This is a genomic window from Enterococcus sp. AZ140, assembly GCF_051714405.1.
Taxonomy (GTDB): Bacteria; Bacillota; Bacilli; order Lactobacillales; family Enterococcaceae; genus Enterococcus_B; species Enterococcus_B pernyi.
In genome coordinates this window covers 1,624,365-1,648,960 of the sequence record NZ_JBIORU010000001.1, presented here as the reverse complement: position 1 = coordinate 1,648,960, position 24,596 = coordinate 1,624,365, and the positions used below count along the sequence as shown (strand labels likewise).

The 24,596-nt window shown below is 39.1% G+C and carries 23 protein-coding genes; all 23 read left to right on the top strand.

Features of this window, described 5'->3' with window-relative positions:
• The first annotated feature begins 72 nt into the window (after nucleotides 1-72).
• Nucleotides 73-1,011 (top strand): oxygen-dependent tRNA uridine(34) hydroxylase TrhO, encoded by a 939-nt coding sequence (gene trhO / locus IGJ39_RS07710; RefSeq protein WP_019724463.1) that lies wholly within the window; start codon nucleotides 73-75, stop codon nucleotides 1,009-1,011.
• Nucleotides 1,012-1,202: 191 nt separating this feature from the next.
• Nucleotides 1,203-1,940 carry a metallophosphoesterase family protein gene (locus IGJ39_RS07705; RefSeq protein WP_066025098.1) on the top strand — a complete coding sequence of 246 codons (738 nt, stop codon included), beginning with the start codon at nucleotides 1,203-1,205 and terminating at the stop codon, nucleotides 1,938-1,940.
• Between the two features lie 298 nt (nucleotides 1,941-2,238).
• Nucleotides 2,239-4,419, top strand: coding sequence for a Tex family protein (locus IGJ39_RS07700; protein ID WP_195339442.1), 2,181 nt, complete (start codon nucleotides 2,239-2,241; stop codon nucleotides 4,417-4,419).
• The gene (locus tag IGJ39_RS07695; protein ID WP_019722647.1) at nucleotides 4,416-4,883 is read left to right on the top strand and encodes a SprT family protein; all 468 of its coding nucleotides are present in this window, start codon (nucleotides 4,416-4,418) and stop codon (nucleotides 4,881-4,883) included. Before IGJ39_RS07700 ends, IGJ39_RS07695 begins: the two co-directional genes overlap by 4 nt.
• A gap of 21 nt (nucleotides 4,884-4,904) precedes the next feature.
• Nucleotides 4,905-5,663 (top strand): YdcF family protein, encoded by a 759-nt coding sequence (locus IGJ39_RS07690; protein WP_019722648.1) that lies wholly within the window; start codon nucleotides 4,905-4,907, stop codon nucleotides 5,661-5,663.
• Between the two features lie 137 nt (nucleotides 5,664-5,800).
• Nucleotides 5,801-7,135: a UDP-N-acetylmuramate--L-alanine ligase gene (gene murC / locus IGJ39_RS07685; protein ID WP_010735306.1), complete on the top strand. Its 1,335-nt coding sequence runs from the start codon at nucleotides 5,801-5,803 to the stop codon at nucleotides 7,133-7,135.
• A gap of 336 nt (nucleotides 7,136-7,471) precedes the next feature.
• Entirely contained in the window at nucleotides 7,472-7,945 is a 474-nt protein-coding gene (locus IGJ39_RS07680; protein WP_019722649.1) for a MaoC/PaaZ C-terminal domain-containing protein, read from the top strand.
• A gap of 1 nt (nucleotide 7,946) precedes the next feature.
• On the top strand, nucleotides 7,947-8,627 hold the full coding sequence (locus IGJ39_RS07675; protein ID WP_019722650.1) for a Bax inhibitor-1/YccA family protein: 681 nt from the start codon (nucleotides 7,947-7,949) through the stop codon (nucleotides 8,625-8,627).
• 302 nt (nucleotides 8,628-8,929) lie between these two features.
• The gene (gene polA / locus IGJ39_RS07670; protein WP_019722651.1) at nucleotides 8,930-11,575 is read left to right on the top strand and encodes a DNA polymerase I; all 2,646 of its coding nucleotides are present in this window, start codon (nucleotides 8,930-8,932) and stop codon (nucleotides 11,573-11,575) included.
• Nucleotides 11,576-11,976: 401 nt separating this feature from the next.
• Nucleotides 11,977-12,813 (top strand): DNA-formamidopyrimidine glycosylase, encoded by an 837-nt coding sequence (gene mutM, locus IGJ39_RS07665; protein WP_019722652.1) that lies wholly within the window; start codon nucleotides 11,977-11,979, stop codon nucleotides 12,811-12,813.
• Entirely contained in the window at nucleotides 12,786-13,406 is a 621-nt protein-coding gene (gene coaE / locus IGJ39_RS07660; protein WP_019722653.1) for a dephospho-CoA kinase, read from the top strand. Before mutM ends, coaE begins: the two co-directional genes overlap by 28 nt.
• Nucleotides 13,407-13,463: 57 nt before the next feature.
• Nucleotides 13,464-13,796, top strand: coding sequence for a hypothetical protein (locus tag IGJ39_RS07655; protein ID WP_019722654.1), 333 nt, complete (start codon nucleotides 13,464-13,466; stop codon nucleotides 13,794-13,796).
• 459 nt (nucleotides 13,797-14,255) lie between these two features.
• Entirely contained in the window at nucleotides 14,256-14,741 is a 486-nt protein-coding gene (nrdR, locus tag IGJ39_RS07650; RefSeq protein ID WP_010735313.1) for a transcriptional regulator NrdR, read from the top strand.
• A gap of 22 nt (nucleotides 14,742-14,763) precedes the next feature.
• Nucleotides 14,764-16,146, top strand: coding sequence for a replication initiation and membrane attachment family protein (locus tag IGJ39_RS07645; RefSeq protein ID WP_019722655.1), 1,383 nt, complete (start codon nucleotides 14,764-14,766; stop codon nucleotides 16,144-16,146).
• Nucleotides 16,146-17,072 carry a primosomal protein DnaI gene (gene dnaI, locus IGJ39_RS07640; RefSeq protein ID WP_010735315.1) on the top strand — a complete coding sequence of 309 codons (927 nt, stop codon included), beginning with the start codon at nucleotides 16,146-16,148 and terminating at the stop codon, nucleotides 17,070-17,072. The genes IGJ39_RS07645 and dnaI overlap by 1 nt, the downstream gene beginning before the upstream one ends.
• Nucleotides 17,073-17,255: 183 nt before the next feature.
• Nucleotides 17,256-17,687 carry a hypothetical protein gene (locus IGJ39_RS07635; RefSeq protein WP_010735316.1) on the top strand — a complete coding sequence of 144 codons (432 nt, stop codon included), beginning with the start codon at nucleotides 17,256-17,258 and terminating at the stop codon, nucleotides 17,685-17,687.
• Nucleotides 17,688-17,909: 222 nt separating this feature from the next.
• Nucleotides 17,910-18,602, top strand: a complete 693-nt coding sequence (locus IGJ39_RS07630; protein ID WP_019722656.1) for a tRNA (adenine(22)-N(1))-methyltransferase — start codon at nucleotides 17,910-17,912, stop codon at nucleotides 18,600-18,602.
• Nucleotide 18,603: 1 nt separating this feature from the next.
• Entirely contained in the window at nucleotides 18,604-19,728 is a 1,125-nt protein-coding gene (locus tag IGJ39_RS07625; protein WP_019722657.1) for a Nif3-like dinuclear metal center hexameric protein, read from the top strand.
• Nucleotides 19,729-19,743: 15 nt separating this feature from the next.
• Complete coding sequence (gene pepT / locus IGJ39_RS07620; protein WP_019722658.1) at nucleotides 19,744-20,976, top strand: peptidase T; 1,233 nt, start codon at nucleotides 19,744-19,746, stop codon at nucleotides 20,974-20,976.
• A gap of 200 nt (nucleotides 20,977-21,176) precedes the next feature.
• Nucleotides 21,177-22,082 carry a diacylglycerol/lipid kinase family protein gene (locus IGJ39_RS07615; protein ID WP_019722659.1) on the top strand — a complete coding sequence of 302 codons (906 nt, stop codon included), beginning with the start codon at nucleotides 21,177-21,179 and terminating at the stop codon, nucleotides 22,080-22,082.
• Between the two features lie 13 nt (nucleotides 22,083-22,095).
• Complete coding sequence (locus IGJ39_RS07610) at nucleotides 22,096-22,368, top strand: DUF1294 domain-containing protein (RefSeq protein WP_010735321.1); 273 nt, start codon at nucleotides 22,096-22,098, stop codon at nucleotides 22,366-22,368.
• Between the two features lie 10 nt (nucleotides 22,369-22,378).
• Nucleotides 22,379-23,431: a lysylphosphatidylglycerol synthase transmembrane domain-containing protein gene (locus IGJ39_RS07605; RefSeq protein ID WP_019722660.1), complete on the top strand. Its 1,053-nt coding sequence runs from the start codon at nucleotides 22,379-22,381 to the stop codon at nucleotides 23,429-23,431.
• A gap of 426 nt (nucleotides 23,432-23,857) precedes the next feature.
• Nucleotides 23,858-24,586 (top strand): GntR family transcriptional regulator, LSA1692 subfamily, encoded by a 729-nt coding sequence (locus IGJ39_RS07600; protein ID WP_019722661.1) that lies wholly within the window; start codon nucleotides 23,858-23,860, stop codon nucleotides 24,584-24,586.
• Nucleotides 24,587-24,596: the final 10 nt, after the last annotated feature.

Below are 24,596 nucleotides of genomic sequence, written 5' to 3'. Positions count from 1 at the left end.
GCAGAAATATCGTCATTTCATTTATACTTCTTTATACTATTATGGAATGAATTGATGGAAGGAAGTAACTAAATGGATTACCAAGTACTACTATATTATAAATATACAACGATCACTGATCCTGAACTTTTTGCGAAAGAGCATCTTGCTTTTTGCCAATCACTTAATTTAAAAGGACGTATCCTTGTCGCAGAAGAGGGGATCAATGGGACAGTTTCTGGAACGATTGCAGAAACTGAGGCATACATGAAAGCGATGTTGGCAGATGAACGTTTTGCTGACACATTTTTCAAAATTGATCCTAGCGAGGGTCATGCATTCAAAAAAATGTTTGTTCGTGCGCGTCCTGAACTAGTTTCACTAAAACTAGAAGATGACATTGATCCAAAAGAAATGACGGGCGCTTATTTGTCGCCTAAAGAGTTTAAAGAAGCGATTCTTGATGAAGATACGGTTGTGATCGATGCACGAAATGACTATGAATATGATCTTGGGCATTTTAGAGGAGCAGTTCGCCCCGATATCCGTAGCTTTAGAGAACTGCCACAATGGATTCGTGACCATAAAGAAGAGTTTATGGAAAAACGGGTCGTGACTTATTGTACGGGCGGGATTCGCTGTGAGAAATTTTCTGGGTGGTTAGTGAGAGAAGGATTTAAAGACGTCGGTCAATTGCATGGTGGTATTGCGACCTATGGCAAAGACCCAGAAGTCCAAGGGGAACTATGGGATGGCAAAATGTACGTTTTTGACGAGCGTATCGCTGTCGACATCAATCGCGTAGATAAGCAGATCGTTGGAAAAGACTGGTTTGATGGTACTCCTTGCGAACGTTACATCAACTGTGGAAATCCAGAGTGTAATCGTCAAATGTTAGCCTCAGTGGAAAATGAAGAAAAACATTTAGGCTCATGTTCAGTAGCCTGTGCTAAACATCCGCATAATCGCTATGTCAAAGAAAGAAATCTATCTGCGGAAGAAATCGATGCACATTTAGCAGCATTTGTATAATTTTTCTAACAATCAAAGCAGACGTAGTTAGTGTTTATAAAATAAAATGAGAGTCATGAAAGTTGTTCTTCAAATTTTCGTGGCTCTCATTTTCATCTGAAATCAGGAGATTTTTCCTTTAACTATTCGGAAATTGTTGCTACCTATGAGGATAAAATTGCGATATAATCAAATGAAAAGGTGGTGGTGTCATGAATAAACCATTTGTCTATGCAATCGGTGATGTCCATGGAAGTTATGATCTTTTTCAAAAGCTATTAACACATTATGATCCACATATTCATCAATTAGTCTTGATTGGTGATTTGAATGATCGTGGACCAAAAACAAAAGATTGCTTATTACTAGGAATGAAGTTAGTGAAAGAAACTGGTGCGGTCTACTTGCGAGGCAATCATGAAGAGTACTTCTTACAGTTTCTCCAAGAACCAGAAGACTGGTATCCATCTTATTTAAGAAACGGTGGAAGAGAAACAATGGAAAGTCTTTTGCATCCAGGTGCAGCAGAAGAATATTCACCAACTGAGATTGCCATGATGATTCGTTCAAGATATCGTGAATTAGTCGATTTTTTATGTAATTTGCCTTTATATTATGAATGGGAAAACTATCTTTTTGTCCATGCGGGTGTTGATCTAACTAAAAAAGATTGGCGTGATACTAGCCCTAGAGATTTTTTATGGATCAGAGAGCCTTTTCATGAGCATAAGAATCGGACAGGTAAGACGATCGTATTTGGTCATACGATCACGCCACTACTCCATGGAGATATGCAGACAACTGATTTATGGATACAAGATCAGAAAATCGGGATCGACGGTGGGGCTGTCTTTGGCGGATCGATGCATGGTGTCGTTTTTGATCCAACTGGAATCATCCAAGATATCGAGTATCAAAACAATCAAGGACCATGGCAACCACGTGATTGATCAAAAAAGTTTTTGATAAAAGTGTCCAGTTCTGATAAATAAGCCGAGAAACCCGAAATTTGTTCTTCAAATTTTTGGGCTTTTTAGCTTAGTCCTGAAGGTTAGATTTTGGAACGCCGATTATACATTTTAAAATTAAAAACAAAAATGAATTTTATTTTTGTTCTAGACACTGTTTAGTTACATTTAGAAATACCAGAATCTATGCTAAAATAAATCAGTATGATTTTTTGATTCTTGCTTTTTAATGAATAAACCGTCGCAAGAATCGATTTCGACTTAGAAAAGAGGCTATTTAATGACAGACAAAGTAAATCCAACGATTCTAGAGCTTGTCAAAAAAGAATTGGGAGATTATCAAGCAAAGCAGTTAACGACTGTTTTGAATTTATTAGCAGAAGGTAACACGGTACCGTTTATTGCTCGTTACCGTAAAGAAATGACCGGAAGCTTGGACGAAGTACAAATTCGTGAAATTGAAGAGCGCTATGCTTATTTAGAAAATTTGGAAAAACGCAAAACCGAAGTCTTGCGTTTGATTGATGAACAAGGAAAATTAACTCCAGAATTACAACAAAGTATTACACAATCTGTAAAAATGCAACAAGTAGAGGATTTGTATCGTCCGTACAAACAAAAACGAAGAACGAAAGCAACGATTGCGAAAGAAAAAGGGTTAGAACCTTTAGCCACTTGGTTATTGACCTTTACATCTGAAGATGTTTTGACCGAAGCAGCTAAATACGTCACTGAAGAAGTTCCGTCTCCTGAAGAAGCCTTACAAGGTGCCCATGAGATCATTGCGGAGCAGGTAAGTGACAATGCAAAATTCAGAACATGGGTCCGTTCCTATACGTACAATAAGGGGCTATACGAAAGTACGGTCAAGAACAAAGAGAATGATGAAAAAGGCGTATATGAAATGTATTACGAGTTTTCTGAACCAATTCATAAAATCGTTTCTCATCGCATCTTAGCAACCAATCGTGGAGAAAAAGAAGAAGTGTTGAAAGTCAATCTAACGGTTGATGAAGCTGCGATTTTAACTTATTTGGAGAAACAATTGATTTCTGATACAGCTTCGCCTTCTGCTAGTTATGTTCGTTTAGCGATCCACGATAGTTACAAACGATTCATCCAACCTGCAATCGAACGGGAAGTCCGTAATGAGTTGACCGAAAAAGCGGATGAGCAAGCCATCGCTATATTTGGCGAGAATCTGCGTAACTTGTTATTGCAACCACCTTTAAAAGGGAAAGTTGTCTTAGGCTTTGACCCAGCTTATCGTACCGGCTGTAAATTAGCAGTGGTGGATGCGACAGGTAAGGTTTTAGCGATTGAAGTGATTTACCCGCACAAACCGGCGAATCAAGCAAAAAGAGCCGAAGCAGGCCCTGCATTTGTGAAATTGATTGATCAGTACCAGGTGGATATGGTTGCAATCGGTAATGGAACGGCGAGCCGTGAATCGGAGTTATTTGTGGCAGAACAGTTGAAGTTAGCCAAACATCAAGCGTTTTATGCTATCGTCAATGAAGCCGGAGCTTCTGTCTATTCCGCAAGTGATATTGCCCGTAAAGAATTTCCGGAGTTACAAGTGGAAGAACGGAGTGCAGTTTCGATTGCTAGAAGACTACAAGATCCGTTGGCTGAATTAGTGAAGATCGATCCGAAGGCTGTTGGCGTGGGTCAGTATCAACATGATGTTTCACAAAAGCGATTAGCAGAACAGTTAGATTTTGTTGTTGAAACGGCAGTGAACCAAGTAGGGGTCGATGTCAATACAGCGAGTCCTCAGTTGTTGCAACATATTTCTGGTCTAAATAAGACGACTGCTCAAAACATCGTGACGTATCGTGAAGAAAATGGTGCATTTGCTTCTCGAACGCAATTGAAGAAGGTCCCACGTTTAGGGCCAAAAGCCTATGAACAAGCGATCGGGTTCCTACGTGTGCCTGGTGGCAAACATGTACTGGACAACACCGCGATCCATCCAGAGAGTTATGCCGTAGCAAAAGAGATTTTACAGGCAAACCAATTATCTGAAAAGGATTTAGGAACGAAAGAAGCAATCGAAAAATTAAGTCAGATTTCTCCACAACGCTTAGCACAACAAGTGCCAGTAGGTGAAGAAACATTAAAAGATATTCTTGAGGGGTTGACCCAACCAGGACGAGATATGCGAGATGAAATGCCTGCGCCACTTTTGCGTTCAGATGTATTGAGCATGGAAGACTTAAAACCCGGCATGGAATTAAAAGGAACAGTCCGCAATGTCATTGATTTTGGCGCATTCGTCGATATTGGTGTGAAACAAGATGGTTTAGTCCATATCTCTAAATTAAGCAATAAATTCGTCAAACATCCAACTGATGTTGTTTCCGTTGGGGATGTCGTCACTGTTTGGATCGAACAAGTGGATACGAACAAAGGGCGTATCAGTCTGACGATGCTTTCGCCTTACGAGGATCAAGCGTGACACAAGAAGAATTGCAACAGTTAGTTGAAGAGATTTCTTTGACAAGCTTTCAGCGTCCGTTCATGCACCAAGCAATGTTCAACAAACGTTTGAAAACAACAGGTGGTAGGTACCATTTGAATGATCACCATTTGGATTTTAATCCGACGATGTTTGCAGTAGCCGATCAAGCAACGATCATCGGGATCATCAAACATGAGCTGTGTCATTATCATCTTCACTTGACTGGAAAAGGCTATCGTCATCGTGACTCAGATTTCAAACAGTTATTGGTAAAGACGGGTGGCTTACGTTATGCACCTGCTATTCCTTCAAATAGAAGGCAAAAAATCGAAGGATATCAATGCCAAAAGTGTGCTGAATGGATTTATCGTAAAAGGAAAATCAATACAGATCGCTATTTGTGTGGGCGTTGTAGAGGACGATTGATATGGCAAAAAACCACGTACTTGGATGTTGAATAATTGTATGAGGAGAGAAACAGAATGACAGGTGAACCATCAAGAATTGCAGACTGGAATTGCTTATTGGATTTTTTAGCAGACCCTGAACCACAGGAGTGTTCGGAACTAAAAGCACCAACACTGATTTTAGCTGGGAATTGTCTGCCCGTTCTAGTAGATGAAGCAGCAAAGGCTTACTTGAACCAGCAGGTTGAGCAAATCGTTTTAGTTGGTGGGATCGGACATGCGACGAAGTATCTCTATAAAAATTTTGAAAAACAAGGATTCTTATTTGAACAAGGTTTAAGTGAAAGTGAGATTTGTGCCCGCTATTTGCTTGAAAAATATAGGTTACCTGAACAGGCACTATTGTTAGAAACGAAGTCAACCAATTGTGGCGAGAATGCTTCATTTTCTTACAAGTTATTAAAAGCACAGGGCCCATTACCTGAACGTGTTCTTTTAATGAATGATCCGACCTTGCAACGACGAACAAAGGCGACTTTTGAGAAGGATTGGGGCAATGAGTCTGTTCATTTTTATAATTATGTACCGATACTTCCACAAGTGACAGAAAGTACCAAGGGATTCAACTTCTCTGATCAAAGACTAAATGACTTGTGGCCTTCTGATTATTTCCAAGCCTTAGTATTTGGAGAAATGGTTCGTTTGAAAGATGATGCCCAAGGTTACGGACCTAATGGAACGGGATTTATCGGTCATGTCGACATCCCAGATGAGGTGTGGTCTGCTTATTTACGTCTCTTAGCGATGAATGAAAAAGTTTCGCTAAAAAGGTAATCAGGGCACTAATATTTAAGGAACTAAAAATCATCCGAATAAATTTGGTTGAAATTTTTTATTGTTTATAAGATAATGGGTTTCGTGTTGAATGTATGAATAAAATAATGGATGATAGTTAAGAGAAGAGGATTCAAATGAAAAATCAAGAAAATTTGTACCACTTTGTTGGTATTAAAGGCTCAGGAATGAGCTCTTTGGCACTTGTATTACATGAAAAAGGATTAAACGTCCAAGGATCAGATATCGAAAAATATTTCTTTACTCAAAGAGATTTAGAAAAAGCCAATATCTCTATCTTGCCGTTTGATGCAGAAAACGTCAAACCAGGAATGATCGTGATCGCCGGCAATGCTTTTCCAGATTCACACGAAGAGATCCAACGTGCAAAAGAGCTTGGATTAGAAGTAATCCGTTACCATGATTTTATTGCAGATTTTATCCAAAATTATACGAGTATCGCTGTCACTGGTTCCCATGGGAAAACAAGTACGACAGGTCTATTATCACATGTATTGACAGGGATTCGTCCGACAAGTTACTTGATTGGTGACGGCACTGGTCATGGTGATCCAGAGGCAGAATTCTTTGCTTTTGAAGCATGTGAATATCGTCGCCATTTTTTAGCTTACTCTCCTGATTATGTGATCATGACGAATATCGATTTTGATCATCCTGATTATTATACAAGTATCGATGATGTTTTCTCAGCTTTCCAAACGATGGCAAAACAAGTCAAAAAAGCGATCTTTGCTTACGGAGATGACGACTATCTAAGAAAGTTAGAAGCGGATGTGCCAATCTATTATTACGGTATGAATGAAGATGACGATATCCAAGCACGTAATATTGAACGTACGACAACTGGTTCAGCTTTTGATGTGTTCCATGGCGAAGAGTTTGTTGGACACTTTACAGTTCCAGCATTTGGAAAACATAATATTTTGAATGCACTTGGTGTTATCGCAGTTGCCTACTTTGAAAAGTTAGACGTGAAAGAAGTTGCTGACGAAATGTTGACATTCCCTGGAGTGAAACGTCGTTTTAGCGAGAAAATCGTGGCTGATATGACAGTCGTTGATGACTATGCTCACCATCCAGCAGAAATCAAAGCAACTATTGATGGTGCACGTCAGAAATATCCAGACAAAGAAATCATTGCAGTCTTCCAACCACATACATTTACTCGTACGATTGCCTTGATGGATGAATTTGCCGAAGCCTTAGATTTAGCTGACCGTGTGTATCTATGTGATATTTTTGGTTCTGCCCGTGAAGAACAAGGGGACGTTAAAATCGAAGACCTAGGGGCAAAAATCAAAAAAGGTGGTCAAGTAATCAAAGAAGATAACGTTTCGCCGTTATTAGACTACCATGAAGCAGTGATTATTTTCATGGGTGCTGGTGATGTTCAAAAATTTGAACAAGCCTATGAAAAATTATTGAGCAGTACAACGAAAAACGTTCTGTAATCATCTAAGTGAATAAAAGAAGTTAGCGTCAAAAGGGATTGTCAGGTGGCAGCCCCTTTTGACGTTTATTTGTGGGTGATAGGTAGTTCTTTTTCAGTAATGTTTCGCCTGCTTATAGTGACCGTACGTATTCGATCGAATTAAGAAATCCTAAAATATCCAGACAAAATACGAACGGTTTTTATTCAACTATGCTATAGTCTTCAATAAATAATGTACGATCATCGAAGTGATTGCTTACATAAGTGAAAGACCAAAGCATGTTCTGTAACTTGCGTTTTTTGTATGATTTGGTACAATTGGTACGAATGAATAAATAAACTGGAGGGTTTAAACTTGAACATAAGTAAACCGCGTAAATTAGGAAAAACAATCAATGAAATCGAGGAAGGTGACTCGTTATCTTTAACAGAATCAATTGAAGATAATCAGTTATTATTATATTTAGGGTTAACAAACGATGCCAATCCTTTATATATCCAACATGATTTTGCACAGAAAACGGAATACCATCAACCCATTGTTCCAACTGTGATGTTAATGGGAATCATAACAAGTGCAGTGTCAAAACACTTGCCTGGTCCAGGTTCTCATGTGGTGAATTTTTCAGCTAATTTTGTCGAGCCGGTTTTTCATTATGAAACATTGACGTTTCAGTTTGAAGTCATTCGAGTGGATAAGATGAAAAATGTTGTGACTATTTCAGTGGAGGCCACGAATACACAAGACAATCGTGTATTAGATGCAGTAGTCATGGTACAACCACCAGAATTAGAACAAGAATTAACTCTTGAAAGTGAAGGTGAATAAGATGAACAATCAAATCATATCAAATAGTATCAACCGCTTTTATGCGAAAGTCTACGGATTTTTAGGAATCGGTCTAGCGCTAAGTGCGATCACTTCCTATTTAGCGATCCAAGTCTTTCCTTATCAAGTAGCAAGCTTCATCAATAATTTTCCATTAGGTTTTATGGGATTATGGATCGTCCAAATTATTTTGGTTTTAGTTTTAGGAGCAAAAGCACAAAAAAATCCAAGCTTAGCAATCGGTGGATTTATCGCATATTCCTTATTGAATGGTATCGTTTTAGCTGTTACATTAGCTTTTTATGATATCGGAACGATCACAACTGCTTTTATTTCAGCAACTGGGATGTTCATTGGGATGTCAGCAATCGGGATGTTCACTAAAAAAGATTTATCAGGTGTGGGTCGTGCCGGAATGGCAGCGTTGATCGGTGTGATCATTGCGATGGTCTTGAATGTTTTTATTTTAAGAAGTAGTGCAGTTGAACTGTTCATCTCATTACTACTTGTCGTGATTTTTGCAGGTATCACTGCTTATGATAACCAAAAGATCGCAAATGTATATGTTCAATCAAATGGACAAGCAAATAGTGGGATTGCCGTATTCTTGGCACTTCAACTATATCTAGATTTCATCAACTTGTTCTTGGCATTCTTGCGAATCTTTGGACGTAATAACTAAGCAATAAACGAAGAGCAAGATAAAAATATCTCTCATATGAAAAGAAAGAACCCACTAGAATTTGATCGTCAAATTCTAGTGGGTTCTTTTTTTTGGTCATCGATACCAGTAATCACTATTTTTATCCTAAATTACTTTGTTCGCAATCTAGAATAAACGGTATTCAAAAAGTAACACTGGTATCTTACGCCTTAGTACGGACCGCTTTTCTAACAACCTTTTGCCTATCCGTTTTTTCTTTTCGCATTCTTTGGCATTCTTTGTTAGAATGAGAAAGAACTTTATAGTAAGGAGTTAAGCGGATGACTAAAAATAAATTATTACTCGTTGACGGAAATAGTGTGGCCTTTCGTGCATTCTTTGCGTTGCACAATTCGTTGGAACGTTTTAAAAATCGTAATGGGTTGCATACCAACGCAATCTATGCGTTTCATAATATGTTTGAAAATGTCATGCAAAAAGAACAACCAACGCATGTTTTGGTTGCTTTTGATGCAGGGAAAACAACATTCCGAACAGAAATGTACGCAGAATACAAAGGTGGCCGTTCAAAGACACCGGGAGAATTCAAAGAACAAATGCCTTATATCCGTGAGCTTCTAACCGGTCTAGGTGTGAAGTATTACGAGTTACCGAACTATGAGGCAGACGATATCATCGGTACTTTGGCAGAAAAAGTGGATAAAGAAATATTCGATGTAGTTGTCTTGTCCGGTGACCGAGATTTAACACAATTGGCATCAAAAGAAATCAAAGTCGATATCACTGTGAAAGGTGTAAGTGATATTGAAAGTTATACGCCAGAACATGTGGCGGAAAAATATGATGGACTTACACCGAAACAAATCATCGATATGAAGGGATTAGCAGGGGATGCTTCAGATAATATCCCTGGGGTAACAAAGATCGGTGAAAAAACAGCGATCAAATTATTAAATCAATATGGCTCTGTTGAAGGGATCTATGAACATATCGACGAAATGAAGCAAAGTAAGATGAAAGAAAATCTGATCAATGACAAAGAGCAAGCTTTCTTGTCTAAAAAATTAGCAACGATCGATACCGATGCGCCAGTAGAAGTGGATATTGACTCCCTTGCCTATCAAGGAAAAGACTTAGATAAATTGGTGCCTTTCTTCAAGGAAATGGATTTCAAACAATTTCTTGCTAAATTAGATGTGGTTGAAGAACAAGTAGAAATGAAAGATATTTTGTTTGAAGTGGTCCATGAATACGATGAGAGCATGTTCCAGACAAATATGGCTTTATATGTTGAGATGATGGGCGACAACTATCATACAGAGGACATCGTTGGTGTGGCATGGGGAACACCAGAGAAAATCTATGTGACAAATGACTTAGCGATTTTTGAAAATGAAGCCTTTCTTTCATGGGTCGGGGACAAGACTCGCCTGAAAAATGTATATGATGCTAAGCGTACGTATGTGGCATTGAACCGCTATGCAACGAAATTACAAGGGATCGACTTTGATGTCTTACTAGGTGCTTATTTACTGGATACGAACGAGAAAAGTGAGGACATCGAAGGGATAGCGTCACATTATGGGTATCATGATATCCAATCGGATGAAGCAATCTATGGAAAAGGCGCGAAGAAAGGTCTACCAGAAGATGAAGAAGTTTTCTTTGCCCACCTAGCACGAAAAGTTTCAGCAATCAATGGTTTGACGCCTAAACTAAGTCAAGAATTAGCAGAAAAAAATCAAGAAAATCTTTTCCGAAAAATGGAATTACCTTTGTCGATCATCTTGGCTGAAATGGAAATCAGTGGGATCAAAGTGGATGCGACTCGTCTTCAAGAAATGAAAATCGAATTTTCGGATCGATTGAGAGAGATCGAACGAAAAATCTATGAAGAGGCTGGAGAAGAATTCAATCTAAACTCACCTAAACAATTAGGTGTGATCCTTTTTGAAAAGATGGGTCTTCCAGTGATCAAAAAAACCAAAACAGGCTATTCGACTGCGGTTGATGTCTTAGAACAATTGCGTGAGCAAGCACCGATCGTTGATGATATTTTGATTTATCGCCAAATCGCTAAAATCCAATCGACCTATGTCGAAGGTTTACTGAAAGTGATCCAATCGGACGGGAAAGTCCATACTCGCTATGTTCAAACATTGACGCAGACAGGCCGTTTGAGTTCAGTTGATCCCAACTTACAAAATATTCCGATCCGTTTAGATGAAGGTCGCAAGATCCGTCAAGCATTCGTTCCTAGAAACGAAGATTGGTTGATCTATTCTTCTGACTATTCTCAGATCGAATTACGTGTATTGGCGCATATCTCAGATGACGAGCATTTAAAAGCTGCCTTTTTAGAAGGACAAGATATCCATTCAAGTACAGCAATGCGTGTGTTCGGCATTGAAAAAGCCGAAGACGTCACACCAAATATGCGTCGTCAAGCGAAAGCAGTCAATTTCGGAATCGTTTATGGAATTTCTGATTATGGGTTATCACAAAACTTAGGCATTACGCGTAAAGCAGCTCAACAATATATCGATACGTACTTTGAAAAATATCCAGGTGTCAAAGAATACATGGAGCGTATTGTTCGTGAAGCGAAAGATCAAGGTTTTGTAGAAACGTTATACCATCGTCGTCGCTATTTACCAGATATTAATTCAAGAAACTACAACATTCGTTCATTTGCCGAACGAACAGCAATCAATACGCCGATCCAAGGAAGTGCGGCGGATATCCTGAAAATCGCCATGATCGAATTGGACAAACGCTTGAAAGAATCGGACTTGCAAGCGACGATGTTACTTCAAGTGCACGATGAATTAGTCTTTGAAGTGCCAGAAAGTGAATTAGAGATGTTAGATAAATTAGTCAGCGAAGTAATGGAACAGGCGGTTGCTTTACATGTTCCACTGATCACAGACAGCAGCTGGGGCAAAACATGGTATGAAGCCAAATAATTCTTTACTTTTATACCGATAGACAAACATTGAGGAAAGATCTTGGATCAGGTTCGTTCGATGTAGGAGTAGATTGTAACAGAGCTGTCCAGCTCTGAGAATAAGGCGAGAAACCCGAAAATTGTTTATCAAATTTTTGGGTTTCTTGGCTTATTTCTGAAGTAGTTGCTTGTGGAATACTGTTTATCAAGGTTGTGACAAAAGCGTTTTGATCTGAGCAGTAAGATAGAAAATTAAAAATAGCTTTTCATATTTTACGATTTTTTAGCTTAATGTTGAAGGTCAGCTTATGGAACACCGTTTATTCTGTTTTAAGTTCAAGAATAAAAATAGCTTTTATTTTTGTTTCAGATAAGTTCGATTCAAAATCAAATAAGTGAAAATTGTAGGTGAGAAAAAGGATGCCCGAATTACCAGAAGTTGAAACTGTCCGTAAAGGATTAGAGAAATTAGTGAAAAACAAAAAAATCAAAAACGTCCAAGTGCTGTGGCCGAGAATCATTGAACAACCGGAGGTACCGATTTTTGAAGCAACGTTAATTGGTGAAACGATCGAATCGATCGGTCGTAGGGGGAAATTTTTGATTTTTCACTTGAGTCATTATGAAATGATTTCCCATTTACGGATGGAGGGAAAATATCAATATTTTGAAAAAGAAGAACCGATCGACAAACACACACATGTGATTTTTTCTTTTGAAGATGGCAGCCAATTACGATACCACGATGTAAGAAAATTCGGCCGTATGACGATCGTTGAAAAAGGAGCGAGCAATACCTATAAAGGAATCTTAAAATTAGGTCCAGAGCCTTTACCAGATCTATTCTTATTAAAAGACTTTACAGTAGGGCTACAAAAGTCACACAAAGCCATCAAACCTTTGTTACTTGATCAAAAGTTGGTCACAGGACTAGGAAATATCTACGTAGATGAAGCATTATGGGAAGCGAAGATCCATCCAGAGCAACCAGCTGATTCTTTACGCCCAAAAGAAATCAAATTACTCCGTCAAGCAATCATCGATGTGTTGTCACGAGCAGTTGAAGCAGGGGGAACAACGATCCGAAGTTATCTCAATGCGTTAGGTGAGTCAGGGAGTTTCCAAGTGGCTTTACATGTCTATGGACAGACAGGAGAAGCATGTGTTCGTTGTCAAACACCAATCGTGAAAACGAAAGTTGCGCAAAGGGGGACGCACTATTGTCCAACATGTCAGAAATTAAGAATACCCAAGTAGGATTTGTTTTAGGTTTGACAGGGGGAATTGCGACAGGCAAGAGTACTGCCGCTGCTATTTTCCAACAATATGGCTTTCCAGTGATCGATGCCGATATAGTGGCAAGAGAGGTCGTTGAACCGGATACGCCAGGACTTCAAGCGTTGGTTCAAGCATTCGGCAAAGAGATCCTCCAACAGGATGGTCAGTTAGATCGGGCAAAACTTGGACAATTGATTTTCGGTTCTGTCACTGCACGTGAGCAATTGAATCAAATATTAGATCCATTTATCCGTGGGAGAATCACTGAAGAAATCATAGAGAAGAAAGCCCAATATCCGTTGATCGTTGTCGATATTCCTTTATTGTTTGAAGGACAGTATGATACACAAATGGATGCCGTCGCAGTTGTCTATATTCCAGAATCTCAGCAAATCGAACGCTTGATGGTACGCAATCAATTATCGAAGCAAGAAGCAGAACAACGGGTGAAAAGCCAACTGTCGATCGAGGAAAAGAAACGACGTGCGGATATCGTATTCGATAACCGCCAAACCAAGGAAGATTTATCCGCTGAAATCAAAAAATGGTTATTGCTTAATCGCTTTCTTTGAGTAAATCGCAACATTTTGCTATGCTATTTATATAAAGAAAGAGGGGGAGATGATACGATGGGTACATTCAAAAACCAAAAAGATAAAGTAGTAGGTTCTGCGAAAGAAAAAATTGGTGAGATTCTCCACAAAGAAGATTTACAGGAAAAGGGCCAGATCCAAGCAGAAGAAGGTAAAATTCGTGAAGATGAATACCGGGCGAGAATTGCTGAGTTAGAAGACCAACATGTCGAAAAAGAATCCAAGCGACAGGACTTAACCACAGAACGCAAAGATCCGGAAACAAGTCCTGAAGTAAACCAAGACCCCCAATTCGATCATCGTTCAACAGAACAAAAAATCGAAGAAGAACGAATGAAACATTACACGGGAATCGAAGATAAACTATAGGGATTACCCAAGCATTGAGTAAAATAGAAAATCAAAAAGAAACAGGCTGGTGCTGAACGCCAGTCTGTTTTCGTTCGTTGAGATAAAAACACAACAAATCTTTCAGTTCAAGCGATTTTTTAACTGGGACAGTCGCATTGCTTAATTGTTTCATGTTATACTAAAGTTAGTAATAAGAAAACGTTTATTACGATCCACTTGAATTAGTTCAATAAAAAATCAGTGGAAAAAAATCTAAAACAATAAGCAGTGAAGTTGTGAAAATCACTTTGAACTGAGCAATAAGATATAAATTGAAAAAATCCTTTTCATATTTTATAATTTTTAAGCTTAGTGTTGAAAACCAGCCTTTTTTCCACCAATGATTCATAATTGGTGGGAAAAATTAACTGATGGAACAACTTCATTTGGTACATTCAAATAAGCGATCAAACTACACCAAGAGAGGTGAAAATTACGATGAGATGTCCTAGATGTCAACATAACAACTCAAGAGTGATCGATAGTCGTCAAGCTGACGATGGTCGAGCAATAAGAAGACGCCGGGAGTGCGAAAAATGTTCCTTCCGTTTTACGACCTTTGAACGAATCGAAGCAGCGCCGTTATTAGTGATCAAGAAAAATGGCGAACGTGAAGAATTCAATCGTGACAAAATTTTACGAGGCTTGATCCGGTCTGCCGAAAAACGACCAGTAGCGATGGAACAAATGGAACAGATCGTCAACCATGTTGAAAATCGTGTAAGAAGTCTTGGCGAAAATGAAGTTTCAACTAATCTGATCGGTGAATACGTCATGGAAGATTTAGTGAACTTAGATGAAATCGCCTATATTCGTTTTGCGAGTGTTTATCGTCAATTCAAAGATATGTCTGTCTTTTTGAAAGAATTACAAGACATTGTTGATAAAGCAAAAGATACGAGTAATAGTGAAAATGATGCGTAATTAATAAAGGAGGGAGCATTCCTTGGAAAATGCGTGGAAAGAATTACAACCGAAAAATATTTACCAAGGAAGAAAGAGCAGTCCTTTAAAAGAAGAAGGAAAGTCTGCCTTGTTATCCCTTTACCAACCATTGATCGGGGGAGAAGCGTTGAGTCTTTACTTGACGTTGTATTCGGAGATCTCGCTAGAAACTGGCGTAGGTCCTGAAGGATTACACGCCGATTTATTGAGTAGTCTAAGTTGTGGATTACCGCAATTTTATGAGGCACGAAAAAAATTAGAAGGAATCGGTCTTTTAGAAGTCTATTTCAAAAAAGATGAAAATTTGGGTGATTGTTTTCTTTATGAGTTGTTAGAACCGATGGACGTTCCTACGTTTTTCAATGATACGTTACTTTCTTTTTTACTTTTAGAAAAAGTTGGCGAACGTCGATTCAACCAATTGACGGAATTATTTAAGCCAAAAAATCTTTCGTATGAAGGCTATCAAAAAATCACTAAGAAGTTTTTGGAAGTCTATCGGTTCAATGAAACAGTCTATGCAGCAAACCAAGAACAAGTGGAATCGATTCAGCAAAAATTCACACCTGTTGAACCCAAATCATTGTTAGCAGATTCAGACTCGTTTGACTGGACGTTTTTAATCGATTGGTTGAAGAAACAACACATCAATCAGTTGACAGAACCAGTTCTGCAACAAGCGAAAACATACCAACAACTCTACGGCTTCGATGAACTGACTTTAGGAGAGTTGATTCTACAGTCATTTGATTTTACGACAGAAGAAGTATCTTTAAAAGAACTCCAACGGATCGTCTTGTTACGGCAGCAACAGCAGAATACGTTGCGACAATCGAGCAACACTCTGGTTACCGATCAGTCTGCTGAAACAGGTGTCCCTGTCAATCAGGCGTTGCCTAGTGCTGCACAACAATTGATCCAAGTTGCACGACAAACCCCACCGATGCGTTATCTCGAAGCAATAAAAAAAGAAAAAGGCGGGTATGTTTCCAAACAGGAAAACTGGTTGTTGCAAGATTTGGTCACCCAATCCGGTCTGACTAGCAGTGTCATCAACATTTTGATCAACTATGTGTTAGTCATAAAAAACCATGCGAGCTTAAATGCGAGCTTCGTGAATACGATCGCTAATGAGTGGGCGCAAAAAAAAATCAGTACGCCAGAAGAAGCGATTGAACATCTCCATACATTGAGTACGAAAGCGAAACAACCGAAAGCGTCAAAACAAAACAACACGTCAAATTATCGCCGAAATGTAAGGCGAGAAAAATTGCCTGATTGGGTCAATCAACCAAAAGACGAAACGCAAATCAGTACAGAGAAAAAAGCCGAGATCGATCGTCGCTTCAAAGAGTATCTGGCTAAAAAGGAAGGTGAGAGCTAATGGAAGATGTGGGAAAAGAACTGAAGAAAATCATCAGTAAACGCAACTACCAAGAAAAGTATTCCGAGATGATTGCTGAAGTTTTGAATGATGCGGATGTTCAAGCCTTTCTGTCAGCCCATCAAGACCGATTGACGCAAGCGGATATCGAAAAAAGTTATGCCAAACTCTATGAGTATGTCCAAGAAAAAAGAAAATATCAAACGAACGATCCAACCATGATCGCTCCCGGATATGAACCAAAATTGACATTGAATTTCCACTATGTCGATGTGACTTACGTGCCGACGGAAGCACTCTTAGCTCGTCAAAAACAAGAAGAGATCAAGAGTCGTGTGAAAGCAATGGATATGCCAAAAGATATCCAGTCTGCCTCTTTCGAAAATTTCGAACGAACAGATGGACGTGGTTATGCAAGTTTAGAAGCATTAGACTTCGTCGAACAATATTCGGCTGATCCTAAAAGCTTCCACAAAGGGTTATACTTGGTCGGAAGTTTTGGTATCGGCAAAACCTATCTGTTAGGAGCAACAGCAAAAGAACTGGCAATCAAAGGATTCACGACAACGTTGGTCCATTTCCCAACATTTGCTGTTGAAATGAAGCAAGCCATCGGCAAAGACCAAGTGGCTGAAAAGTTAGATGCGGTGAAGAAATCGCCGATCTTGATGATCGATGATATTGGAGCGGATGCGATGAGTAGTTGGATCCGTGATGAAGTATTTGGCGTCATCTTACAGTATCGAATGCAAGAACAATTGCCGACGTTCTTTTCTTCAAACTTCACGATGAACGAATTAGAACAGCATTTGACGGTGACACAACGAGGCGATGAGGAACCGTTGAAAGCCAAACGGATCATGGAACGAATCCGCTATTTGACAAAAGAAATCGAAATGACAGGCCGAAATCGCCGAAATGGCTAATGCCATTAAATGATTTTTACAGAAACAGGTTGGAGTATCTACTCAACTGTCACTGTTTTTCACCTTTTCAATAAAAATTCATAAAATGAACAAAGTTAAGATGAAACGAATCCATGGACTTGAAGAAATAACCGGATGGAATCATCAAAGCAGTAACGCAAGAAATTACACGGAGGATGTATGATGAAAGCTATTTTAACTGGTCTAGTTGCTGCCGGTCTCTTGTTTGCATTGGCAGGCTGTGGCAACGAAGAAGGAAGTACAGGTTCAATCGATTCGATCAATGCAGAATCGACAGTGGAAACAGATAGTTCTACCGAACAAAAGCAAAGTGTGTTTACAGGTACGATCGAAAGCTTCGGCGAAGCGGAAGGTGATGTATACCAAATCACCGTCAAAGATGTAGAAGAAATAGAAGATCCAGCAAATATCGGTACCTCCTTCAGCAATGATGGAGTGATCTTGAATGCTTCAGTGGATCAAATCACTGGTGGTGTCGATTCCTTGAAAGAAGGAGAAAAGATCGAATTTAAATTGGTAGAAATGGCGGTCATGACGATGTCGATCCCTCCACAAGTTCCTGGAAATTCGATCATTGAGATCACTGCCCAATAAAAAAAGAATCAATCGAAATCTTTTGATTACTTGTAAAAAAAAGACTGGGATATTTTCCCAGTTCTTTTTTCTATGGAACATAAACTAATGTTATGATAGGGATAAGAACATTAGTTATCATAAAAGTGGAAATAAGTAGTATAACTATAATAAGTAAGTGTTTGTCCAAAGTCATGACAAATTGGATGACATCCAAACATTCAGTAGTTAAGGAGTGGAAAAATGAATCACACAGAGTTATCGAAACGTCTTGAAACTGTCGGACGTTTTGTACCGGAAGCTGCTCGTTTAGCAGATATCGGTTCAGATCATGCGTACTTACCCGTCGCATTGATGCTAAAAGGGAAAATCGACTTTGCTATAGCTGGAGAAGTCGTGAAAGGACCTTTTGAATCGGCAAAACGACAGGTGATGAAAAATGGACTGTCTGAGCGAATCGAGGTACGCTTGGCCAATGGATTAGATGCCATCGAAAAGGACGATCACATCAGCGCGATCACGATTGCTGGCATGGGAGGCTCTTTGATTCGTGACATCTTAGAATCTGGTCGGCAAAACCAGCGCTTATCGGGAGAAGAACGTTTGATTCTACAGCCCAATATTGGCGAAAAAACGTTAAGAACGTGGCTGAAAGAAAATAACTATCAGATCATTGCAGAAGAAATCATTGAAGAAAACAAAAAAATCTATGAGATCATCGTAGCTGAAAAGAAAGAACAGCCCATCGACTATTCTGAAAAAGAGCTGATGTTTGGGCCATTCTTACTCGAAGAGAAAAACGCTGCTTTTTCGGCAAAATGGCAACGTGAGCTTAAACAACGTGAAGTGATCTTAGAGCAATTAAAAAATGCGAGTGAACAAAACAGATATGAGACAATCCAACAAGAGGTGGAATGGATCAAGGAGGTTTTATGACATGTCCATTAAAGCACAAGATTTCATCAAAAAATTTGAAAGCTATTGCCCGCAATGGTTAGCGGAAGAAGGCGATCCAGTTGGGTTGCACATCGGCACCTTGGACAAACCGATCCAACGTGTGATGATGACTTTAGATGTCCGCCCAGAAGTGGTGGCAGAAGCCATTGAGAAAAAGATCGATCTTTTGATTGCAAAACATCCGCCGATTTTTAGACCAGTCAAACGCTTGATCACTGATTCTCCACAAGAAAAAATGTACGCTGATTTGTTGAAGCATGATATTGCAGTCTATGCAGCCCACACAAACATGGATATCATTGAAGATGGGTTGAACGATTGGTTTTGTGAGCAATTAGGAATTGAGGTCACAGGTCATCTTGTTCAAACACATGAACGTGGCTACAAAAAATTGATCAGTTATCTTCCAGTGGAGGATGCTCCGCGTTTAAGAGCTGCTTTGGCAAAAGCGGGTGCCGGAGAACAAGGAGAGTATGATAGTACAAGTTTTACCTCGATTGGCCAAGGTCGATTCCGTCCAAAAGCTGGGGCGAATCCAACAATTGGTGAAGTCGGCCGTGGGGAACAAGTCCAAGAAGCCAAAGTCGAAGTGATCTTCCCAGAAAATATAGAAAAGGAAGTCTTACAAGCGATGTTTGCCGCACATCCTTACGAAGAACCGGCATTTGATTTGTTTCCGATCGAGGCACCAGTCAAAACTTGGGGATTAGGTCGTATTGGAGAACTAGCGAAAGAACAGAGTTTGGATGATTTTGCCGCGCATGTGAAAGAAGTCTTTCAATTGGAAGGGTTACGTGTGGTTCGCCCCACGACAAATCCACAAAAAATGATCAAACGTGTCGCTATCTGTGGCGGGAGTGGTGAGAAGTTTTATCCCGCAGCCTTGGCGCAAGGAGCAGATGTCTATATCACTGGCGACATTTATTTCCATACAGCACAAGATATGCAAAGCGCAGGATTAGCTGCGATCGATCCGGGACACTATATCGAATCATTATGCAAAGAAAAATTTGTAGAGAAGTTCGAGATCTGGAAAGAGGAAGAGAATTGGTCGGTTGACTTTTTTGTTTCAGAAACATCAACCAATCCATTTGAATTTAAATAAAAAGGAGAGTCATTTATGTACGAGAACTTATTACCGCGATTTTTAAGATATGTCAAAACGGAAACACAATCCGATCCAACAAGTCAGACTACGCCATCTACGCAAACGCAAGTAGAGTTTGCGCAAGTTTTGAAAAGAGAATTAGAAGACCTAGGCTTGTCTGATGTAACATATAATACAGAAAACGGTTTTGTGATTGCTACACTACCTAGTAATATCGATCATGACGTACGTTCGATTGGTTTTATTGCTCACATGGATACAGCGGATTTCAATGCAGTAGGCGTAAATCCTCAAATCATCGAAAACTATGACGGGGAATCAACGATCGTTCTAGATAAAGAAGGACGCTTCACGTTGAATGTCAAAGATTTCCCTAATTTAAAAAATTATGATGGCCATACGTTGATCACAACTGATGGTACCACATTACTAGGTGCAGATGACAAAGCGGGTATTGCAGAAATCATGACAGCTATGGAAATCTTGCTAAAAAATCCTTCGATCCCTCACGGTGAGATCAAAGTCGCTTTTGGTCCAGATGAAGAAATCGGTGTGGGTGCTGATAAGTTTGATGTAGAACAGTTCAATGTTGATTTTGCTTATACGATCGACGGCGGTCCTTTAGGAGAGTTGCAATACGAAACCTTTAGTGCAGCGCAAGCCAACATCACGATCCAAGGGAAAAATGTCCATCCTGGTACAGCGAAGAATACAATGATCAATGCTTTACAATTAGCGATCGACTTCCACAATGAATTACCAGCTGATGAAGTTCCTGAAAAAACAGATGGTTATGAAGGATTCTTCCATTTGATGGCATTGAATGGTAGTCCAGAAGAGGCGAAGATGAGTTATATCATTCGTGACCATAAACGTGAGTCATTTGAAGCGAGAAAAGCAATGATCACAAGCATTCAAGAAAAAATGAACCAACAATTTGACCAAGAACGTATCCAAGTAGAAATGTATGATCAATACTACAATATGCGTGAAATCATCGAAAAGGATATGAGTATCGTTGATCTAGCTGAAAAAGCAATGATCGAACTAGACATCAAGCCAGTGATCGAACCGGTACGTGGTGGGACAGATGGCTCAAAAATCTCTTATCTGGGGATACCAACACCAAATCTATTTGCAGGTGGCGAAAACATGCACGGACGTTTTGAATTTGTGTCCCTACAAGTCATGGAAAAAGCGGCAGATGTCATTGTTAAAATCGCGGAGTTGAATACGCAGGTGTAATTGATCCGTTTCATTGATAAAAAAGATTAAATTTCAACCAATAATCTCACATTATTGGTTGATTGCTACACTGCATTGACATATGATTGATTCGAGGCTATTTTAGTCAGTGCTCGAATCACTGTTCATGGGGGAGGGTGAGCGTTTATTTCGCATCCACTCCCTTTGTTTTTTGCAGGAAAGTAGGAGGAATACGGTTTATGAAGAAGTTACTGGTATTTTATAACAAAAGTTCAGGAAAGGATGAAGGGGAACAATTAGCAGAATGGTTCAAGGAGTACGTCGCAAAACACCGACCAGAACTAGAGGTTTATCTAACGGAAACTGGACCGTCGATCAAAGATGAAACATTGAGAGAAAAAGCAAAAGAACATGAGGTAGATACACTAGTCATCATTGGTGGTGATGGCACGATCCACCATATCATCCAAGCATTCCAAGATGAATTAGACCATTACCATGTTGGCTTATTACCTGGTGGAACGATCAATAACTTAGCGAAAGTGTTAGGCATTCCTTTTGAGAAAGAAGAAGCCGCAGCAATGATGTTAGAGGAATCGATCCGCAAAATCGACTACGGGAAAGTGAACGATAAAGTAGTTATTTCTACTTTGACTATTGGCATATTAGCAGACACAGCGGTGTGGATCAGTCAAAAAGAAAAGCAAAAATATGGTTCATGGATCTTTATCAAGCGTTTCGTGAAATTATTGATGAAAAAGAAAAAATATCATTTGGATATCAAAACTGAAGATGTTCATTGGCAAGGAAAAGCACAGTTGTTGACGATCACGATGTCTAACTCAGTAGGTGGCTTTACTGGTTTCGATGATTCTGCTGCACCAGATGATGGTAAGTTCCATATCACTATCGTTCCTTCATTAGATTTTTTCCGGTTTGCTTTTTATCTCCCACGTATGATCAAAGGAAAGATCTATTCTGTTCCTGGCATCAAATATCTGACAGCTAGTCAAGTCAATATCCAGGCAAGAGAAAAGAAAGTGACGACTCGAACTGATGGTGACACTACCGATGACTTGCCGATCGAATTGAAAGTCATTCCAAAAGGTATAGCGATCTACGTACCAAAAGAAAAAGATCAATAAATGGAGGAAGTCGATGGAAGTATTGATGCATAATCCCTTGTGGTTTTACTTGTTCATTGTAAATGTTTATCTATTTGGCTTGATGGGCTATGATAAACGTCAGGCAAAAAAAGGCGCTTGGCGCGTACCAGAAAGTAATTTGTTGTTTGTTAGCTTGTTAGGCGGTGGTTTGGGCGGTTTGTTCGCACAACGCATATTCCGTCACAAAACTAAAAAAAAGAAGTTCACGATCGTTTTCATGTTAGGAATCATGATTGATCTCGTCTTGATCTATTTTTTCCATTAAGGAGTCGTACATGTCTACTAAAGGAACAAAAATCAAAATCATCATTAATCTATTATTATTGACTATTATTCTCGCTATTATTTATTATTTGATCAACCAATCTTTTGCGGATATTTTCAAAGAGTTGCTTTCAACAAGTGTCCAAGTGCTTCTGGCGATGTTTTTTTTCGGTACACTTTATCAAATTGTAGAAGGTCGCTCAATCAAAGAGATCGCCAAGCCGTTTTCCAAATCTTTCAGTACAAGTGATGGGTTCTGGACGTCTTGTTATATTGCCTTTTATCGGATCGTTTCATTTGGAACGGGGACACTGATCTCAGAAATTTATTTTTACAATAAAAAAGGGATGAAGTTTTCTCAAGGAGCAGGAGTCACTGCCTTGCATATGATCATGTATAAATTAGCGGTGATCACTTATGCAGTCATTGGCTTGATTGTTCAATTTTCTTTGTTTTACGAAAATGCGCCAAATATGATCTGGTTCATCATTGCCGGTATCATCTTGACAGCTTTGATCATTTTATTTCTTGTGACAATATCTGTCAGTTTGAATCTACAAGTGTTTTTTGTCAAAGTCTCCAATCGCTTATTCAAAAGTGAACGTTTACGCAACTGGGTGGATACGTGTAACAGTCAGATCTATTCATTGAGAGAAACAGTGCAAACGATCATTCAAGACCGTACCGCATTGATCAGGATCTATTGTTGGAATCTGCTAAAACTACTCTGTTGGTATGTGATGCCTTATCTGTTTTTAGTAGAAAATCATCCACATCTTGATTTTCTTTTAACATTCTCATTTATTAGTTTTGCTGTGGTTTTGTCAGGCGTGTTACCAACCCCCGCAGGTATTGGTTCGTTTGAGTTTGTTTATCTATTGCTCTTTCGACCTGTAGTTGGAACGGTGGATGCTGTTTCTTCCTTACTGCTTTACCGTTTTGGCTCGTTCATCTTGCCATTCATTTATGGCTTTTTCTATGTGATCGCAGAAAGACGGAATATCTTACGTCAAGAGATCCATGAAGTAAAGGCAGAGAAAAAACGCACGAAGGGGAAAATCTAATTGTTTTGAAAAGCTTCGTGGGTAAGTTCAACTATATACAACTTGATAGAGAATCAGTCTGAGCTGAAAATGGCTTAGATTGATTCTTTTTTGTTTATAACAAGCTAGATTCAAATACCACGTATCCACCAAGACAGTCTCAATTACGTAGGGAAAGATAGATCAAACAAAGCCGATTCTTTTTAAAAGCCAAATAACCGTTTTTATTGATGAAAGTCTATACTTAATGGTATATACTTTATGTTGAATAAATATAAGACTCGGATTTCATTAAGCGGGTTTTTTTCTCATCATACGAATAGGGTGAAAAGCTTTAGAAGTAAAATTTTTATTTTTGACAGTTAAGCTTTTAGACGTTTGGCTTCTTAACTCAGAAACGAATCGACCGTATGATGAATGATACGTAGTTAGAAAGTAGGTAATAAAGTGAAAAAACAAGCGGTTTTCCAAGATATAGCTGAAAAAATTGCACAACGAGTCAATGATGGAACTTACGTGACCAGTCAAAAGTTACCTTCAGATTATGATTTAGCGGAAGAATTTCAATGTAGTCGACTGACGGTGCGCAAAGCAATTGATCTTTTGATCAGTCAAAATATTTTAGTGAAAGAAAGAGGAAAAGGAACTTATGTTATGAAGCAACCGAAGATCCAAAGCGGTTCCGGTGGCTTACAAAGTTTTACTGAAACTGCCAAGGCTCAAGGAAAAAAGACACGGACAGAAGTATTACAAGTTGAGATCGTAAAAGAAGTACCGCTGAAGATTCGCCAGATGTTCGCTGACTATGGAAATGAAGCCATGGTTTATCTGTCTCGTTTACGTTACTTTGATGATGAACCAATGACAGTAGAAAACCTCTATATACTAAAACGTTATTTGCAAAATGAAAGTGGTGAGATCCCTCAAGCTCAGCTGGCATCTTCACTGTATGAAATAATTGAAGAAAACATTGAGATTGGCTACGCGCATCAAGAAGTTGAAGCAGTCATAAGTCCGCCAGATATTGCCAAGTTATTGCATGTATCAGAAGATGATCCAATGCTTCTCGTCCATTCGATGACTTATTCTCCTTCTGCTAAACCGATATTGTTCGACACGTCTTTTTATCGTGCAGATCAATATACGTTTAAGAATACATTGATACGTCAAAAATAAGAGGTGAAAA

Excerpts from the sequence above, each read along its gene's own strand:
- IGJ39_RS07690 (WP_019722648.1), top strand. The coding sequence starts at position 4,905 with ATGACAGGTGAACCATCAAGAATTGCAGACTGGAATTGCTTATTGGAT.
- IGJ39_RS07630 (WP_019722656.1), top strand. The coding sequence starts at position 17,910 with ATGAATCACACAGAGTTATCGAAACGTCTTGAAACTGTCGGACGTTTT.
- polA (WP_019722651.1), top strand. The coding sequence starts at position 8,930 with ATGACTAAAAATAAATTATTACTCGTTGACGGAAATAGTGTGGCCTTT.
- IGJ39_RS07655 (WP_019722654.1), top strand. The coding sequence starts at position 13,464 with ATGGGTACATTCAAAAACCAAAAAGATAAAGTAGTAGGTTCTGCGAAA.
- trhO (WP_019724463.1), top strand. The coding sequence starts at position 73 with ATGGATTACCAAGTACTACTATATTATAAATATACAACGATCACTGAT.
- IGJ39_RS07675 (WP_019722650.1), top strand. The coding sequence starts at position 7,947 with ATGAACAATCAAATCATATCAAATAGTATCAACCGCTTTTATGCGAAA.
- IGJ39_RS07705 (WP_066025098.1), top strand. The coding sequence starts at position 1,203 with ATGAATAAACCATTTGTCTATGCAATCGGTGATGTCCATGGAAGTTAT.
- mutM (WP_019722652.1), top strand. The coding sequence starts at position 11,977 with ATGCCCGAATTACCAGAAGTTGAAACTGTCCGTAAAGGATTAGAGAAA.
- IGJ39_RS07700 (WP_195339442.1), top strand. The coding sequence starts at position 2,239 with ATGACAGACAAAGTAAATCCAACGATTCTAGAGCTTGTCAAAAAAGAA.
- murC (WP_010735306.1), top strand. The coding sequence starts at position 5,801 with ATGAAAAATCAAGAAAATTTGTACCACTTTGTTGGTATTAAAGGCTCA.
- coaE (WP_019722653.1), top strand. The coding sequence starts at position 12,786 with ATGTCAGAAATTAAGAATACCCAAGTAGGATTTGTTTTAGGTTTGACA.
- dnaI (WP_010735315.1), top strand. The coding sequence starts at position 16,146 with ATGGAAGATGTGGGAAAAGAACTGAAGAAAATCATCAGTAAACGCAAC.
- IGJ39_RS07635 (WP_010735316.1), top strand. The coding sequence starts at position 17,256 with ATGAAAGCTATTTTAACTGGTCTAGTTGCTGCCGGTCTCTTGTTTGCA.
- IGJ39_RS07605 (WP_019722660.1), top strand. The coding sequence starts at position 22,379 with ATGTCTACTAAAGGAACAAAAATCAAAATCATCATTAATCTATTATTA.
- IGJ39_RS07615 (WP_019722659.1), top strand. The coding sequence starts at position 21,177 with ATGAAGAAGTTACTGGTATTTTATAACAAAAGTTCAGGAAAGGATGAA.
- IGJ39_RS07625 (WP_019722657.1), top strand. The coding sequence starts at position 18,604 with ATGTCCATTAAAGCACAAGATTTCATCAAAAAATTTGAAAGCTATTGC.
- IGJ39_RS07610 (WP_010735321.1), top strand. The coding sequence starts at position 22,096 with ATGGAAGTATTGATGCATAATCCCTTGTGGTTTTACTTGTTCATTGTA.
- nrdR (WP_010735313.1), top strand. The coding sequence starts at position 14,256 with ATGAGATGTCCTAGATGTCAACATAACAACTCAAGAGTGATCGATAGT.
- pepT (WP_019722658.1), top strand. The coding sequence starts at position 19,744 with ATGTACGAGAACTTATTACCGCGATTTTTAAGATATGTCAAAACGGAA.